Source organism: Ruegeria sp. HU-ET01832 (genome assembly GCF_040371315.1).
Lineage (GTDB): Bacteria > Pseudomonadota > Alphaproteobacteria > Rhodobacterales > Rhodobacteraceae > Ruegeria > Ruegeria lacuscaerulensis_A.
On the sequence record NZ_BAABWL010000004.1, the window covers coordinates 180497 to 197222 of the forward strand.

A 16726-nucleotide genomic window follows, 5' to 3' on the forward strand; every position below is an offset into this window, starting at 1 on the left:
GATGCGGGCAAATCTGGACAACAAGGCTCTGAATAAGGGGTTTTCCGCGCTGTTGCAGTCTTATTGGATTTCGGTCAAGATTCCGTATGACCAAAGACCTGCCATCGACATCCCGCTCGTTGCCGATTGCGTTGCTTCGGGCCCGCGAACGGGTCATGGGCCCTATTCGGAAGATGTTGGCAGACGCCGGCGTAACCGAGCAGCAATGGCGTGTGTTGCGTGTTCTGAACGAGGAAGGTCCACAAGAGCCCACGGTGATTGCTGACCGGGCGTGTCTGTTGTTGCCCAGCCTGACACGGATTTTGCAAAAGCTCGAGGTTAAGGGACTGATCCGGCGCAGTGCCCACCCAATCGACAAGCGCCGACAGATTGTCGAGATCATGCCAACGGGTGAGCAGATCATCCGCGACAATATCGACGTTACAGTCCGGCTGGCGGATGAGATAAAGTCGCAATTGGGCCCCAAAAGGCATGAGACGCTGCTGGACCTTCTGAACGATCTTTATGATCTCAAAACCTGAGAGGTAACTCTGCGCCCCGCCAGAGGCGGTGATTGGTGTCCCCTGGCGGGAGAGTCGGACTTAGACTTGTGTTTTGTGTCCGACCGACGCTTCAGAGGACCAGCCAACCTGAAATGAGGCGACATTGCGAAAGTTGCGACCCTTGGGGGGGCGGGCCACGACCGCGGTTCTCTGAAACAGGTGCACCCGGTCTTTTGTGCAATCTGCCCTATCTTGGGGCTTTGGGCGGGCAAGAATGGTCTGGGTGCAATTCAACGTCTGTTTGTTGTCTGCAACCTTTGATTTAGTGCTTCGATCTGTCATTCCAAGATGTAGGGCTACAAAGTAACCCGGGTCAGGACGTCGCTTTGGCTTGTTCAGACCGGGTGTATCCTTAGGATGCGTCCAGTGCGTTGCAAGAAGGGGCCAAAGATGTCTGATACGTTGTTTTCCTTGCCAGACCCGATCGAGGTACCGATCCACGGGGAGTCGTCCTTTTACCCCGTCGGTCGCATTTTCTGTGTCGGACGCAATTATGCAGCCCATGCCGCGGAAATGGGCCACGAGGTTGACCGCGAAGCGCCGTTCTATTTCACCAAATCGGCAGCCAATGCCGTTCTGTCCGGTGCGACCGTGCCGTTTCCGTCCGGAACCCAGAATTTTCATCATGAGATGGAATTGGCAGTCGCGCTCGGAAAGCCCGTTTTCAATGCCAAACCTGCCGAGGCCGCAGATGCAGTCTACGCCTATGGCTGTGCTCTGGACATGACCCGTCGGGATTTGCAGATCCGCGAGCGTAACAAGCAACGCCCTTGGGATCTGGGCAAAGACCTTGAAAATGGCACCGTTCTTGCCCCGCTGACGCGCGCCTCGGACTGGATGCCCGAGGATGACAAACGCATTTTTCTCAGCGTGAACGGCGACGTTCGGCAAGATGCGACCTTGCACGAACTGATCTGGAAGATTGATGAGATCATCAGTCACCTTTCCGGATATTACCATCTGCGACCCGGAGACATAATCCTGACCGGTACACCGGCCGGAGTGGGGGCGCTTGCGCCCGGAGACGTTCTTGAGGGTGGAATAGATGGGCTGCAGCCAATCTCTCTAACGCTGTCAGATCCTGAATAGCCTCTATTTAGGCTCTTTCAGCCAGTGCTTAGAAAACTCCACGCGATCCAGCCCTGCAAACCTGCGGACCCGGTCCAACTCCGAGGTCAAACGACTTGTCCGTGCCGCGGACCATTTGACCGAGCGTTCTGGCCACAACGCACTGACTTGCAGAACGCCCCGATCGCGATGAGCCTTCATGTCGATCCGGCCAATAAGCCGGTCGCCTTCAAGCAGCGGGAAGACGTAGTACCCATAGGTACGCTTCGCTTCGGGGACGAAGACTTCGATACGATAGTGAAATCCGAACAATCGCTCGGCCCGGTTTCGATCACGCAGCATGGGGTCAAAGGGGCTGAGGACGCGAATGCGACCCGGCGGGGCAGCCTGGGGCTTGGTGTCGGCCAAGACCGGTTTTGAAACCAATTTGCGGGTCTGCCCATCCGCACATGTGATTTCGACTTCCTCAATTTCTCCCCGTCTTAGAGCCTGCTTTACCCATTCTCGCGCCTCTGTTGCGCTGACTGTGTCCCAGAATGCTGCCAGCTCACCGGACGTGGCGAACCCCAACCTGTCCAGGGCTGCGTTACAAAGCCAATTCACTGTTTCCGGCGCATCAATATCTGCATCGCCGGGGCAAAGATGCGTGTCGATCACCCGTTCCGTCAGGTCGTATCGTTTTTGGAACCCGCGCCGTCCGACAACCGTCAACGCGCCAGATCGCCAGAGAAATTCAAGCGCGGTTTTTGAAGGGTGCCAGTCCCACCACCCGCCCGAGCCCTTCTTTTCGTCCTTCCCGACATCGGACGACGATACAGGGCCATGATCACGAATATGGTTCAGAACGCTTTGGAACTGCTGTTCGAAGCCATCGCGTCGCCAATTCTTCCACCGGGATTTCAGCAGTTCAGCATCGCGTTGAAAGCGCAGATGCCAGTGTCGGTAGAATTCCATCGGAATAACGGCGGCATCATGGGTCCAGTGTTCGAACAGCGCGCGGTCGCGTTCATAAAGGCGCTTTAGGTTTTGCGCGCGATAGCTGGGCCTGCGTGAGAACAGGATCATATCATGGGCGCGCGCAACCGTGTTGATACTGTCCAGTTGAACAAAACCCAGCCGATGGATCAGATCCAGCAGCTCTGCCCCTTTGGCCCCCCCTGAAGGCTGTTCTGCCAATGCATGACGGTCCATGAACAGCAATCGGGCTGTGCGATTGTCCAGCTTTTGAATAGCCACGGCGTCAGCGCCGTTTCAGCGTGTCACCATAGCTGATTTTCGGCGTCAGGGTAACGCGAGACTCTAATTCAGCCTCGGGATCGGCCAGTTGGGCGGCTATGATCTCGGCGGCTTTGCGTCCGATCTCAAGCCGACAGGCATCCATCGTGGCCAGCTTGCGCGGCAGGCCCTGCAACAGTTCAACGTTGTTGAACCCGGCAAGACCAATCTGTCCGGGCACGTCTATACCTTGCTCCAGCAGGTACAGCAGCCCTCCGGCACCAATCATATCATTGGAATAATACAGAAAATCCAGATCCGGAGAGCGTTCCAGCATGGCCTGCGTCATCTCACGCCCCTTGGCAAGGGCTGACCCGCCGGAATAGAACTCGCGGTCTTCAATTTCGACCCCGTGTTTGCCCAGCACTTCGGTGAAGCCTTCGAACCGTTTGCGGGCGCGGTGATCCAGCGGCATCTTGGTGCCCATAAACCCGATATGCTCGTACCCCGCCTTCAGGATTGCCTGCGCCATCTCGCGTCCGGCGCGGCGGTGCGAAATGCCAACCATTGCATCCACGGGTTTGCCATCAGTATCCATGATCTCGACCACTGGAATCCCCGAGGAGTCCAGCATGGCACGCGCGGCCTCGGTATGTTCCAGCCCCGCGATGATCACACCTGATGGCCGCCACGAGAGCATCTCGTACAGTACCTTTTCCTCTTTCTCGGGAAGGTAGTCGGTAACGCCGACCACGGGCTGCAATTCGGTATCTTCCAATACTTGGTTGATGCCGGTCAGCACCTCGGGGAACACCATGTTTGAAAGGGAAGGGATGATCACCGCGATCAGATTCACCCGGCTTGAGGCCAGCGCGCCAGCGATCTTGTTGGGCACATATCCCAGTTCTTTTGCGGCAGCCAAAACGCGGGTGCGGGTGGCATCCGACACGTCACCCCGGTTGCGCAGGACGCGGCTGACCGTCATCTCGGACACCCCCGAAGCCTCAGAGACATCCCGAAGAGTGAGCGGGCGTTTGGTTTCTGTTGTCACGATGGCACCTGCGTCGTTGTTTTAAGGGATGGTAGCGTGAACAGGACGCATTTTACAACTGCCCATCAAAGGTCATGACAACCTGAAAAATCCGGGGTACAGAGAGCCTTGCGCGGCCCCGTGGCTCAACTGGATAGAGCAGCCCCCTCCTAAGGGGCAGGTTGCAGGTTCGAATCCTGCCGGGGTCGCCAGACTTACTAGTGCTCTGAGTATTGCCAAGTTGTTGACCCGAGCATGTGAGGTATTGGCGAAGACAGGATCAAGCGGTCATTTCCACAGCGTAATCGTCCCAGAGGCTGAATGCGTCGGAACGAGCGTGGCGGTATGAGTTTGCGGTGAGTTGATATTGGTGGGGGCGGAAGACCAGGTTGATTTGGTCATTCGCAAACAGAAATCTCTGAGCCTTTAGGTGAGACTTGAAACGGCCCATTATCTTTTCTCGTTTGCGAGTTGGTCGGTGCGAGACTTCGATCGCGTTATTCAGATCTTTGTGGGCACGATGGTCGGTGTTCGGTGCCAGTATTTTGAACGGCTTGATATAGCTGCGCAATTTGTCGGTGATGACGACCCTGGGTTCGCCAAACTTGGCAACCAGCCCGTTGAAAAAGCGCTTTGCAGCTTTAGCATTTCGGCGCGTTTGCACGAGAATGTCGAGAACGTTTCCATTGGCGTCAATCGCACGCCACAGCCAGTGTTTCTTGCCACGGATCAGGATCACAACTTCGTCCATGTGCCACTTGTCGTTCGGCCGTGGGCGATCCCGCCTGATGCAATCTGCAAAGTGACGACCAAAGCGATTGACCCAAAGACGAACTGCTTCCCGGCTAACGATCACGCCACGCGCAGCTAACAGATCCTCAACGTCAGCAGTACTCAACGCAAAGCGATGGTAAGACCAGACCGCGTAAGCAATGATCTCACGAGGAAAGCAAAAACTCTTCAGGCGTGGCATGATCGGTCTTGAAGAGAACCTTGTTCGTTAGCAGCTTATAGGCGGTTTTATCGCCTCCCCGTGCAGTGTTTATAAGGTTATGAATGCAGCCGACACGTTGATCGGTTCGTAGCACGCGTCGGATCCAGTTGTAATACCAAACCAACTAACTGGGTGCTGACTAGGGTCAGGACCCGTTGATTTCCGTCTTACAGCGTGATTCACGGTTCAAAAACGATCGGTGAACATGTCTTATCTTTTCTGGCTTACGGACGCGCAGATGGCGCGTTTGAAGCCCTTCTTCCCAAAGCCCCACGGCAAGCCACGCGTAGATGACCGGCGAGTATTGAGCGGGATTATCGTCATCAATCGCAATGGGTTACGGTGACGCGCCTGCTGCCTATGGCCCGCACAAGACGCTGTACAATCGTTGGAAACGGTGGAGCGATAGGGGTGTTTTTGCACAGATGATGGTCGGTCTGGCCGCTGAGCACGGCGAAGAGAAGACTGTGATGTTCGACGCAACTTATTTGAAGGCCCACCGTACCGCGACCAGCATGCGCGTCAAAAAGGGGGGCGTGGACGCCTGATCGGTCGAACCAAGGGCGCTATGAACACCAAACTGCATGCCATTTGCGACAGCCAAGGGCGTCCGCTGAACCTGTTTGTCACAGCCGGACAAGTCAGCGACTATATCGGCGCAAGGGCGTTACTGAGTAGCCTGCCGGATGTCGATTGGCTGCTTGTTGACCGCGGCTATGACGCGGACTGGTTCAGAGAAGCATTAAAAAACAAGGGCATACGCCCCTGCATCCCGGGTCGAAAGCAACGTAAGACGACCGTAAAATACTACAAGCGGCGATACAAACGCCGCAATCGGATCGAGATCATGTTCGGCAGGCTGAAAGATTGGCTGCGTGTTGCAACAAGATACGACCGATGCCCGAAGGTCTTCCTCTCAGCAATCGCTCTCGCGGCGCTCGTAATTTACTGGCAAGGAGTCCTGACCCTAGGGCGGTTGTGGCGTTTTCTGTTCACTTGTCACTTGGGAAACGTTGTTTCAACGCTGATCTCAAATACTTCCAAGGATACCTATAAGCGTGATCTCTTTCTGCTTGAAGCTGATTGTTCTTCCTAAATATTTTAAGTTTTTCACTCTTCAGCTCGTTGACTTTAGACCCTAGGTGTTCGATTTTTTTCTTAAGGCTTCGCGCCTCTTTCTGCAGTTGTACATTTTCATGCTGAACTCTCTCAATTTCGAGCCTTGACTGCCTTAGGTGTTCAATGTCTTCGGCCAGAGTTTCAAAAACTGCGTCCCATTGCGCAGTTGTAAATCTGGTATGTTCCAAATCCCCCGCTCGCTTTATTGTTTGCAAAGAAATTTGATTTTTGGGGGACAGGTATTGGTTAATGAAAGCCGCGGCGTCGATATTTTTTTGAACTACCTTTTCCGAGATTGTCTTGGGAATTTCAGGGGGCTCTGATGCTATTTCTGAAAATCCAACCACGAGAGCATCAGACAATCTCCTGCCGTATTCTTTGCCAAGCACCTTGTTTGCAGACTTTATGAGATTTCTTTCTTCATAGGTAAGTGAACGGTTCATAATTGCGGGAATCTGTTTTTCCCAATGATCCACTAGAGCTTGCGGTATTCCAAAGTACTCAAGTAGACATTTAGATATATCCCTTTTGGCCACTGAGTAGTTGAACAGCTTAACTGTAATTCCCAGATCAGAGCATACAGCTACAATATCGGAAGCATGGATCAGGTGCTGTTTACCGTCTACAAAACCTTCGATCTCTCCAAAATAGCCATTTCGTTTGATCTCTTGCCCATAATAGGATTGCAGCATCTCAAGCGGTTCTCGTACAGAAATGACTACTGAAAGATCGTACTCAGGCGAAATCTGGTTGTGTACAACTGGTATCTGATCGGCAATCTCCCAGAAGACGATTTCGCTAGAGAAAATGTAGGTTGAATAGCCTGGATTCTCTCGGACTGCTTTGAGTAATTGTGGTGCGACTGGTTCCTTTGCGCGGATGTTCCCAGATGTCCCTTTGCCTTTCAATGCGTCTTCGATGTTACGGCGGACCGGATAAAAAACACCCATCTCAGCTAGGTGTGGATTCGCAACTGTCAGCAAGTTCTGTGTCGCTGTTGTTCCAGTTTTCTCGTAGCCTAAATGTAGAAATATTTTGGTCAAACCCGACGACAACTTGTTGGTCCTTTAGTCCTTTGGTCCTCCAAGCCTATGAGATGATCGGCGGATCTTCTCTTGTCCCGGCCTGAAGCGCACTATTAATAACAATGAATCCTATTCAGAGTTATCTTTCCCTTTGTAGCGTGTTAAACAACTCATGGCATTCTGCAACCTGTATGAAATAATCACTGGGCACAATACGCGGAAACCTGTTCTGAGTTACGCTGGAAAGTTGTTCAAGCAAAGCTAGGGCTTTTGTCCGCAGGTTGAGCAGTGATCAGATTATCTTAGCAGCACTAAGTTGTGACCGTTAGGCCTAACTAGTCGCCATTCACAACGACAAGGTTTACTCGATAGATCTAAGTGTGCTAATTTGGAGGCACAATTTGACTGAAAAGCCCATTACTTTCTCTTGAATTTTTTAGCTAAAGCTTTCGCGGACCTTTTCAACGCAACTTCCCAAAGTCGATTTAGCTTAAAATTGTCGACTGATCGGCTTTGAAGATCTTCGATTTTTGACTCCAGCTCGACGAGACTCAGATTATGCCTTTTACCGCCGGGTTTGTGAAGCCGTTTCTCAAACGGAGGCAAATGCTCACTCGCCGAGTACAGAGGGCCCAACGTTCCACGAACTGCTTGAACTTTATAATATTTTCCAATTGGAAACGCACCCAATGGATTCCCAAAAACATCAAGCACGCCACTCTCTTGAAAAATAGCGTCTTCGAAATCATCATCGCAGACAAGCTTCCCCCTACCAAGAAAAACTATCTCGAATAAGCCTCTTTCTTTCATTACCGAATAGGCCCGAGCCCCGAAACCCGTGTGTTTTCCAAGTTCCCAAGTCACTTCGTGAGCTATCTGACAGTGAAGGCCAGAATAAACCACCGACACATCTTCGGCTTTACTCTTAGTGAAAAGCTGAAGAAGTATCCCCCACGTACAACCCGGAATAAAGGCAGGAAGAAAATCTGGAAGCGCATCGATCCTGCAGACTACCAAGTCACCTCCAAAATCCACTTCACAGTACGAGTACGGCCCCCAGACCTTCCAAGTGTCGACGGCCATCTCGATTGGTGTGCAGAACAGGCTTTCGCCCGAGTTAACTGGGTCAGAAAGAAAAGCCGCACTGTTCCATCCCGAGGGGCCGTTAATAATTCCAAAGACACGTGTGAGTTTGTGGCTCTCCATTAACTCGATTGCACCATGTATTCCGACCGACCTGCAAAACTTAAAGTGCTGTGGAAGAAAACAAACATATTCGAATGCGTTTGAAAAATTGCTTATTCTCTCAGTAATGTTTCTGGGGTTCGTCCCATCTATTGAAGCTAATAACGCAACATTTTCGCGTTGGAGGTTGGAAACTTGGTCAAAAGTTAGGCTGGGTCCAGTAATCACCAATAATGAAGTTCGAACTTCGTCCAAGACTTCGAAAGACGCAATGGACTCGACGACGCTCGCCATCGTTTCACAACGCATAACCAGCAAAGTGGAAGTGTTGATCTTAGGGCCCATCATTAGAACTCCCGCACAACGGACTTATATAGCTCAACGTCACGGAAGAACTTTTCAAGATACTTATTTTTTACAGACTCCGACACTGCCAAATTGTGCAAACTTGACCGGGAAGAGTTGAGCATTTTGCCATCAAATTTATAATTGTTGTCTCCAACCTTTTCCGCAAGTCGCTGGAGCGAAGCGTTCAAATGCTCGACAGTGCCGATTATGTCGAAAGGTATATGGTCAACAAACACAGCTTTATATTGATGGTACCAATGGCGGTCCATTTCGTAATCATTCTGGGAAATAACAAAACCAATAAATTGGTCAAAAGTTATTTCTTGGGTGATAACCCCCAATTCGGAATGGCGAGTACCTTTTGTCGCCTCAATAATCTTTTGCCTGTTAACTATCCACTCATTCCGAGCGTAGTTGATTGAGTCATATTGCTCCATAAGATAATCGGAAACTCTCGAATTGTAACATGAAACAATGCGTGACCACGGGTCACGAAGTACAGTGAACTTTGTAACTTCAGGATCGAAAATATGCTTAAAGAACTTTTTCCGTCCAATGTCTAGTGGACTCTGGAAACCCATGGCTCTTCTGTTATGGGGGCTGAACTGCTCAGGTGGATAAACACCGTTTTCAATTTTGTACAGTTCCAACTTAATTTTAGAACTTGCATTTTTTGAGCATGACAAAAAAACGATCTTTCGCTTGGGTAGAAAGAGCATATCGTTCCAAATTAAGTCACCCCAATAGTTACTGTCCAAAAGGATGTCGAAGAATTTTTCAGGGCTCACCAGGACAATTCCCAAGTTCTATGGTCTAACCGGAACGAAGTTTCTTCCTTCAGCAATACATCAGTTCGTTTTCCGGGGAAGCGGAAGCAACTCACGCCAATATCATTCATCGCAATAGCTAATCCTTCATTACGACGTCTAAGCGCCGCAAACTGAGAGCTGGTTTTTCGGTGATGTTGTGTAAACAGAAGATTGGTGTAGTAGACGCCAATTTCCTGAGTACACCTTTTCACTTGGTAATAAAAGTGCTCATGCTCACCCATAATTTTGATGCTATCGTGCCACCTGACACCGCAATCACTAAAGACTTCCCTGCGCATCAAGGCGAAATTGTTTACTGTGTCTATTTTCTGAATATAAGCACAGTTACCGATGAACTCTCTTGGAAAATCTACATACTCTGTTGGTATGAAGGTTACGTCACTTTCCTTCTCTACCATCGAGTGATTAAAACAGGTCGGGCAAATTGAGGAAACTTTTCCTTCCCTGTAGTCATAATTTTCGAACATTCCGCCTAGAATTGAAACTTCTGGTTTTTCTGACATCACCTTGAGTGCTGCATCAAGTTTTAAACGGTCATCAAAGACAAAGTCATCATCACACAAGAATAAAATTTCTTCTTTTGTGTTTTCTACCAGGTAGTTCCGACACTTTGAAAGCCCTGCATCTTCTTCTAGTAAGAATACTCTTCCTCCATACGTCTTCTCAATTTCGGAGTATTGCTCTTCATTTTTTCCTTGAGCTGCTATATATATTCCTATATCTGAGCCCAAAACTTTTCTGATTGATTTAACGAACTCTAGGCAGGATTCTGGCCGTTCTATTGTCGAAAAGATGATCGCTACATCCTTTTTCGAATAACTTGCTTTTTCTGCAAAATTCTTTTTGCTTGACGCAGGTACTTCATTTTGAAAGGAGAGGCCTTCTCGCATAAGGGCTCCCATTAAGCTATTTTGGTTTAATATTTGTCGCCTGGTAAATGATTTCTGTGCGTCGGTGAACATTGCGTTGTACAGCATTACTATGTTTGCCGATTTAACGCGGTCATCCAAATCTAGTAAATCGTCCCTTCGCGTCCAAAATTTTTCGTGTTCGGTGTAGTTTACCGGATGAACTTTGGATTCAAATTCTAGTTTGCAGATGGATTTATTTTTCTCGACGATCGGCGTCAAAAGCTCCGCACCAATTTCTGTCCAGTTAAAAGTTTCGTTTTTTTCGATTTTGTATTTAAGGAGGTCGTCCATAGCTATTAAGTATTCCGAAATAAGGGTCCCGGAAGGCCTACTTGCCATGATATTGTTTGTAACAATTCCGCTTGTTTCAGTCTTTTGCATCCCCCAAAAGTCAAAGGAACTTAGCGCTTCTTTGAGTTCGGGAATGATGTCTTTTCGGACAACACAGTCTACATCCAGCCATAAGCCGCCATATTTTTTTAGTAGAGCAGCTCGGTAGTAATCTACTTTGAGAGCTAACGGATTCCTGTTTGGATCCGACATGTGAATTTTTGAAAAGTCTATTTCAATGTCACCCAACAGTGATTGAATTTTCTGTGGGTCCAATAGCTGCAAACGCCCGGAAAGTCTTTGCCGTGCTATTTCAAAACACATTTTCAAGTATGTTGGCATACGTCTACCAGGAAGGTTTTCCCAGTACATCCAGATAGGAAACTCGTTGAGGTCGGTCATTGCTCGTGCCTATATTTTGCCGCTTGGACTCTGAATGGATGCCACGTTGCGGTCTATTATTGAAATACACGACTGGGCGTCAATCACAATAGCCGAAGCAAAATGTATTCACGACAATTGTTCAGCTCGTATACAAGGGTAGGGTTTAGTGCTTGACTTAAGTACCGTGGGTTGCTTGTCGTCATCTGATGCGGGTCTTCTCACGGTGTAGGCGATCGCTGGAAGCCTTTTTGCAACGTGGTGTGTCCAATCAAAGGATTTTTTTTGTAAGAGGAACAGAGGATCAGCTAACCTCGCTGGCTGACTGCTGGTCAAACAATAAACTGTCCGCTTAACACTCACATAGACTGCGACCAAGTCCTACGGTATCGACCTCGATGATGCCGCGCAAAATGTTTGACGGTGGCGCGGTGCAAAGGTCTACGAGGTACTTCAGCGTGGTCGGTAGTTCGAACCCGGAGACTTGGGCGCGTCGTTCTCGAGAAATCTCGAATTGGGGCTAGGCTCAAGACTAATAGCCAATAGATGACGTGGGCTGCGAGGGCGATTGCGGATAGGAAGACTTTTGGGCCCCTGTCGTATCTTGTTACCACCCGCCGCCAGTCTTTCAGTTTGCCGAACATGATCTCAATGCGGGTGCGTCGTTTGTAGCGACGCTTGTTATAGCGGACAGCCTTCTTTCGTTGTTTTCTGCCGGGGATGCAGGCGCGTATACCTTTGTCTTGTAACGTTTCTCTGAACCAATCCGCGTCATAACCCCGGTCGCCGAGCAGCCATTTGACGTTTGGCAAGCTGCCCGCCAAAGCTCGGGCGCCGATGTAGTCGCTGACTTGCCCTGCCGTAACAAACAAGTTCAGCGGGCGGCCCTGACTGTCACAGATGGCGTGCTGTTTCGTGTTCACGCCGCTCTTGGTTCTGCCGATCAGACGGACACGCCCTCCTTTTTGACCCCCAAACTGGACGCCGTGCGATGGGCCTTGAGATAGGTGGCGTCGATCATCACCGTCGTCTTCTCGCCGTGGCCTGCGGCCAAAACAATCATCATTTCGGCGAAGATACCCTTGTCGCTCCAGCGCTTCCATCGGTTGTATAGCGTCTTGTGCGAACCGTATTCCTTAGGCGCGTCGCAACAACGTAAGCCATTGCGGTTGTTGAATATAATGCCACTTAGCACGTGTTTGTCGTCCACGCGAGGTTTGCTATGGGACTTGGGGAAGAAGGGTTTCAGACGCGCCATCTGCGCATCGCTCAACCAGAAAAGATCAGACATGTTCACCGCTCGATTTTCCGACCGTGAATCACGTAGCCAGCCCGAAATCAATAGGTCCTGAACCTTGCTTTTCGATCAGCAAGTCGTTCGAAAATACCTGCTTCCAGAATTTAGATTGCATCCACTCAGGGCAATTTTTTAGGTTTAGCAAACCCTGGTTGCTCTGGTGTTCGGCGACATTCGTCAAGCAATTTGATTTAATCATCCCCAATTGTTCTCGCGTTGGGCACGCGTTTGCTCTGCCACCCTTTTTTGGTTTCACGAGTCGTTATTCTTGTTTAGAGCGCAGAATTACTGCAGAACTAAATTTTCTTTTTAATCCAATAACTTTTCGGGTGCCATACGTTTCAAACGAACGCCCACCCAAAGCAAAATGCCACGTAGTCTATCCGGCGGTGTACCGTAAATGCTAACTACTTTAAGCAACCTGTTGATCACTTTGTGATCCACTCCGTAAGCCTCCAATATCCACTTTGGGTTGATCATTGGGAATAGGCGAGCAACACGTTTGTCGAACTCCTTTTTCATATTGGATGGTAATCCTATCCGGCACCAGAACACGGTTTTCAGAAGGCCTGCTAAAAGATACCCGCCATGCAGTCGATCGACTGCCGAAATCTCTTGTAAATTCAGAAATTTACAGGCGTTATCCAGTACATCATATCTCTCTGGGCCGATGTTCCCAGTTATTCGACCAGTATGGTCTTCTCTGTAATACAAGCCCACTTCGTCCACAATCCCAACTTTACCGTTGAGAGCCAAGGCCCTTAGGTGAAAACAAATATCCTCGAACACTTTTCCTTCCGGAAACTCAAATTTGTGCCGAATAAGGTATTCTCGTAGCCATATTCGTGTACAGATCTTCGGTTGTGTAAGAAATACCAAAGGGCTTTCAAGTGGGCGAAAACTACGCCGGCTCTGACCCTGCAGAAGCTCATCCCAATAGGAAATGTCATAGAAATCTTGGCAAGTATTATCGTTGTTATTAAAAGTTTTTGTTCTAGCAAAAACTTGGACCGAACCCGTCTTCGACGCGAAATCAGTTAGAGACCGGTACATAGTTCCAGAAACAAAGTCGTCACTATCCAGAAACGCAACATAAATACCTTCGGCGGCCCTAAATCCGACATTCCGTGCTGATGACAATCCTCCGTTCGGTTTGCGGATAATTTTGAAATTGACGTCCGACTCTACAAGGACCTTTTCAGCGACCTCCGAACTTCTGTCTGTTGAACCATCATCAACAACGATGATCTCAATATCTACTGACCCCGCGTTCGCCAAAATGCTTTTTAAGTTTTGGCCTAGATATTGTTCGTCGTTGAAAACAGGTACAACAACGCTCAAGGTTGGGATATGTGTGATTTCAGTACTTGGCATTGCCTGTAAAATTTTCACCAAATGGTTTAGACGCACCTACTTTCAATCGATCAGATGAAAAGAGCTTCGACTACTGGGCGTATTGATTTCCTCATACCTAAGAAGGTGTCTGATCACTGTCAAATTTTCTTTCCAATGCCGTTTTAGTTCCATTTGTTCTTGGGTGCCTGCCACTCTGTACGAGGTGCGGCTGAGCAGCCTCATCTGACTAGTCCAAGTTGATTGTTAGGGTCAGGATTCATAACCAATAGATGACGGTTGCAGCCAGAGCGATGGCTGAGAGGAAAACCTTGGGACAGCGATAATAGCGTGTCGCCACGCGCCGCCAGTCCTTGAGTCTGCCGAACATGATCTCGATGCGGTTGCGTCGTTTGTATCGGCGCTTGTCGTATCGAACCGGTGCCTTTCGTTTCTTTCGGCGGGGGATGCATGCGCGTATCCCTTTGTCTTGCAACGCTTCTCGGAACCAGTCGGCATCATAGCCGCGGTCCCCGAGAAGCCAGTCGACCTTGGGCAGGCTGCTCAATAACGCCCGCGCACCGATGTAGTCGCTGACCTGCCCAGCGGTGACGAACAGGCTGAGCGGTCGCCCGCGGCTGTCGCAGATAGCATGCAGTTTGGTATTCATGCCGCCCTTGGTTCGGCCGATCAGGCGTCCACGCCCCCCTTTTTCGCGGCCATGCTGGTCGCAGTGCGACGCGCCTTCAAATAGGTCGCGTCGATCATCACGATCATTTCCTCGCCGTGCTCGGCAGCCAGGCCGACCGTCATCTGCGCGAAGATGCCTTTCTCGCTCCAACGCTTCCATCGGCTGTAGAGCGTCTTGTGCGGACCGTTTTCCCGCGGCGCATCCCGCCAGCGCAACCCATTGCGATTAATGAAGATAATCCCACTCAGAACCCGTCTGTCATCGACCCGTGGCTTGCCGTGCGACTTCGGGAAGAAAGGGGTAAGTTTGGCCATCTGCTCGTTGGTCAGCTGGTAAAGGTCGCTCATGTCACCGCTCCGTTTTCCGAGCCGTGGCTCACGCAGTGCGTTGAAAATCAATGCATCCTGACCCTAATGAAGACATATGAATCGGTGAGTAGCCTCAGGTATTGACCCTTCGATGTCTGTCGGTTGCAAATTGTGCTTTCCATAGCGATAGACGAATTTTAGCGAGGATTTTACTTTCGACTTGGTTACCTGGCCGCGGTTTTGTCAGGATCGTCACCAACCGTGAGAGAATGCCGCCCGCCCCGACCCACGGAGCCCACTCCTTTTGACGAATTAGAAGGCTATATCGTCATTCTGCTGCGTTAGTGTCAAAACTACGTTTATTGAATTGCTGATCAAAGAGACTCTTGAACTGGCCGTTGAGTTCAATGAGTTCGTCCAGATTGCCCTCTTCGATAACGGCCCCATCCTGGACAACCATTATCTTGTCAGCCTCAAGGATCGTGGACAGCCGATGTGCGATTACGATCACAGTGATGCTCTGTGTCAGCGTGTCCAGCGCCGCTTTCACAAGAGCCTCGGACTCCGCATCCAAAGCGCTGGTTGCTTCGTCCAGCAGTAAAATCTCTGCGTCGCGCAATACCGCGCGAGCGATGGCGATACGTTGCTTTTGACCACCGGAAAGGAACGCGCCGTTTTCTCCGACATGTGTATCGTAGCCGTTGGGCAGCTCGCTAATGAAGCCATGAGCATGTGCGGCTTTAGCGGCTTCAATAACCTCTTCGTCTGTCGCATCCGGCGCGGAGCAGCGTAGATTTTCCAGCACGGAAGCGGAAAAAAGGAAGGTATCTTGGCCGACATAAGAGATCTTGCGCCTCAGCGATGAATAGCGAGCGTCCTGAATATTCTGACCATCAATTTCAACACTTCCTTCATCGGGGTCATAAAACCGCATTATCAGTCCGAAAATCGTTGATTTTCCGCCCCCGGACTGGCCGACTAGCGCAGTGGTTTTTTGGGCTTGGAAAGTCACGTTCATATCTTGGATGACAGGCATTGATCCGTGATAGCTGAAGGTGACGTTGCGCAAAGCGATTTCGCCCGGTCCTTCAAGCAGGTCGCGTGCCACGGGGCTTTCTGGCATCGTGTCTTCTTGATCTAAGAGTCCGAATAACAGCCCGACACCAACCATGGCAGTTTCGATCTGGACGCGCATTCTCGACAAACGCTTTGCGGGCTCGTAGGCCATAAGCAGCGCGGTGATGAACGACATCAATTGCCCTGCAGACGGTTGTTCACTGCCAGAAATTCCAAGCGCGCTAATGACCAGCACACCTGCAACAGCCAGACCGGCCAGAAATTCCATTAATGGGCTAGCGATTGATTGAAGGCGTGCAATGTCATTCGCACGATTTTCGACTTTCCGGATAGCCGTGTCCATTCGGGTGATCATCCGTTCTTCCAGTGAAAACACCTTGATCACCTTTATCCCAGAAGATGTTTCCTGGAGGACGCGAATGATTTCAGCCAAGGATTTGAACTCAGCCTGCATAATCGCACGGACGCTTTTCAGAAGCCGTCGAACACCAAAAAGGGCAACGGGGCCAACCACAAAGAACATGATCGATAATACAGGCTGCTGATACACCATGACGATCACAAGGCCAATCAGTGTCAACGCATCGCGAACGAAGCCGGTGACGATGACATCGATAAGCCTGCGCGCGGCCTGCGCACCGTTTGTCGTGCGCATTAGCAGATCGGCGGATTCATTTTGTGCGAAGAATGATACGCCGTGCCGAAGCAGCTTGCGATAAACTCGGTCCTGTTGCCTTGCAACTATACGGTTTCCAGCCCGTGCCAGGAAGATGGCTTGCACATAGGAGGCCACCGCTTTTGTAAGAAACAAAAGAATGACGCCGAACGCGATCATCCCAGCCCATTCACGCATTTCAGGGCTGGTCATCGCATCGACGATGTATTCCATCATGTAGGCGGAGCCGGCGGTGGTTGCAGCAACTGCGATCATTGCAACGATCGCAACAGCATAAAGATGACCTTGGGCAAAAAAGCTCTCGACGATGAGGCGGCCCATATAGCCTGATCGCCATTCGGTCCAGGCACGCTTAATCATTGCTTTC

The 16726-nt window shown here is 50.2% G+C and carries 12 protein-coding genes, 1 tRNA gene and 2 pseudogenes; 4 read left to right on the top strand and 11 right to left on the bottom strand.

What is annotated here, in order from left to right; genetic code table 11:
- The first annotated feature begins 86 nt into the window (after positions 1-86).
- Both hpaR and ABWV79_RS13625 read left to right on the top strand, forming a co-directional pair.
- The gene (gene hpaR, locus ABWV79_RS13620) at positions 87-521 is read left to right on the top strand and encodes a homoprotocatechuate degradation operon regulator HpaR (protein ID WP_170355688.1); all 435 of its coding nucleotides are present in this window, start codon (positions 87-89) and stop codon (positions 519-521) included.
- Positions 522-932: 411 nt separating this feature from the next.
- On the top strand, positions 933-1631 hold the full coding sequence (locus ABWV79_RS13625) for a fumarylacetoacetate hydrolase family protein (protein ID WP_353392595.1): 699 nt from the start codon (positions 933-935) through the stop codon (positions 1629-1631).
- A 3-nt stretch (positions 1632-1634) separates the two neighbouring features.
- Here the strand turns inward: ABWV79_RS13625 and ABWV79_RS13630 are convergent, their stop codons facing one another.
- Together ABWV79_RS13630 and ABWV79_RS13635 are read right to left on the bottom strand one after the other, a co-directional pair.
- Positions 1635-2846, bottom strand: a complete 1212-nt coding sequence (locus ABWV79_RS13630; RefSeq protein ID WP_353392596.1) for a winged helix-turn-helix domain-containing protein — start codon at positions 2844-2846, stop codon at positions 1635-1637.
- Between the two features lie 4 nt (positions 2847-2850).
- Entirely contained in the window at positions 2851-3876 is a 1026-nt protein-coding gene (locus ABWV79_RS13635; RefSeq protein WP_353392598.1) for a LacI family DNA-binding transcriptional regulator, read from the bottom strand.
- A gap of 114 nt (positions 3877-3990) precedes the next feature.
- Between ABWV79_RS13635 and ABWV79_RS13640 the strand changes: the two genes are divergently transcribed.
- Positions 3991-4067, top strand: a tRNA-Arg gene (locus tag ABWV79_RS13640).
- Positions 4068-4135: 68 nt separating this feature from the next.
- Here the strand turns inward: ABWV79_RS13640 and ABWV79_RS13645 are convergent.
- Entirely contained in the window at positions 4136-4828 is a 693-nt protein-coding gene (locus ABWV79_RS13645) for an IS6 family transposase (protein ID WP_353392599.1), read from the bottom strand.
- A gap of 226 nt (positions 4829-5054) precedes the next feature.
- Here ABWV79_RS13645 and ABWV79_RS13650 point away from each other — a divergent pair.
- Positions 5055-5801, top strand: a pseudogene (locus tag ABWV79_RS13650) (IS5 family transposase); the annotation flags it as partial.
- 40 nt (positions 5802-5841) lie between these two features.
- Here ABWV79_RS13650 and ABWV79_RS13655 read toward each other — a convergent pair.
- From ABWV79_RS13655 to ABWV79_RS13690, 8 genes and pseudogenes are all read right to left on the bottom strand, one after another.
- A complete protein-coding gene (locus tag ABWV79_RS13655) occupies positions 5842-7023 on the bottom strand; it encodes a hypothetical protein (protein WP_353392600.1) in 1182 nt (393 codons plus the stop codon).
- A gap of 387 nt (positions 7024-7410) precedes the next feature.
- Positions 7411-8526, bottom strand: a complete 1116-nt coding sequence (locus tag ABWV79_RS13660; protein ID WP_353392601.1) for a hypothetical protein — start codon at positions 8524-8526, stop codon at positions 7411-7413.
- Complete coding sequence (locus ABWV79_RS13665) at positions 8526-9314, bottom strand: sulfotransferase family 2 domain-containing protein (RefSeq protein WP_170355695.1); 789 nt, start codon at positions 9312-9314, stop codon at positions 8526-8528. The genes ABWV79_RS13660 and ABWV79_RS13665 overlap by 1 nt, the downstream gene beginning before the upstream one ends.
- Positions 9311-10999 (bottom strand): glycosyltransferase, encoded by a 1689-nt coding sequence (locus ABWV79_RS13670; protein WP_353392602.1) that lies wholly within the window; start codon positions 10997-10999, stop codon positions 9311-9313. Before ABWV79_RS13670 ends, ABWV79_RS13665 begins: the two co-directional genes overlap by 4 nt.
- Positions 11000-11514: 515 nt before the next feature.
- Positions 11515-12269, bottom strand: a pseudogene (locus tag ABWV79_RS13675) (IS5 family transposase); the annotation flags it as partial.
- A gap of 315 nt (positions 12270-12584) precedes the next feature.
- Positions 12585-13667 (bottom strand): glycosyltransferase family 2 protein, encoded by a 1083-nt coding sequence (locus ABWV79_RS13680; protein ID WP_353392604.1) that lies wholly within the window; start codon positions 13665-13667, stop codon positions 12585-12587.
- 220 nt (positions 13668-13887) lie between these two features.
- Positions 13888-14645, bottom strand: a protein-coding gene (locus ABWV79_RS13685; protein WP_353392605.1) for an IS5 family transposase whose coding sequence is annotated in 2 segments (ribosomal slippage) — positions 13888-14321 and positions 14321-14645 — 759 coding nt in all. Because the reading frame shifts where the segments join, the coding sequence is not laid out codon by codon here.
- Between the two features lie 289 nt (positions 14646-14934).
- The gene (locus ABWV79_RS13690) at positions 14935-16719 is read right to left on the bottom strand and encodes an ABC transporter ATP-binding protein (protein ID WP_170355699.1); all 1785 of its coding nucleotides are present in this window, start codon (positions 16717-16719) and stop codon (positions 14935-14937) included.
- Positions 16720-16726: the final 7 nt, after the last annotated feature.

Coding starts and splice junctions, on each gene's coding strand:
- ABWV79_RS13670 (WP_353392602.1), bottom strand. CDS start 10,999: ATGACCGACCTCAACGAGTTTCCTATCTGGATGTACTGGGAAAACCTT.
- ABWV79_RS13690 (WP_170355699.1), bottom strand. CDS start 16,719: ATGATTAAGCGTGCCTGGACCGAATGGCGATCAGGCTATATGGGCCGC.
- hpaR (WP_170355688.1), top strand. CDS start 87: ATGACCAAAGACCTGCCATCGACATCCCGCTCGTTGCCGATTGCGTTG.
- ABWV79_RS13660 (WP_353392601.1), bottom strand. CDS start 8,526: ATGATGGGCCCTAAGATCAACACTTCCACTTTGCTGGTTATGCGTTGT.
- ABWV79_RS13645 (WP_353392599.1), bottom strand. CDS start 4,828: ATGCCACGCCTGAAGAGTTTTTGCTTTCCTCGTGAGATCATTGCTTAC.
- ABWV79_RS13625 (WP_353392595.1), top strand. CDS start 933: ATGTCTGATACGTTGTTTTCCTTGCCAGACCCGATCGAGGTACCGATC.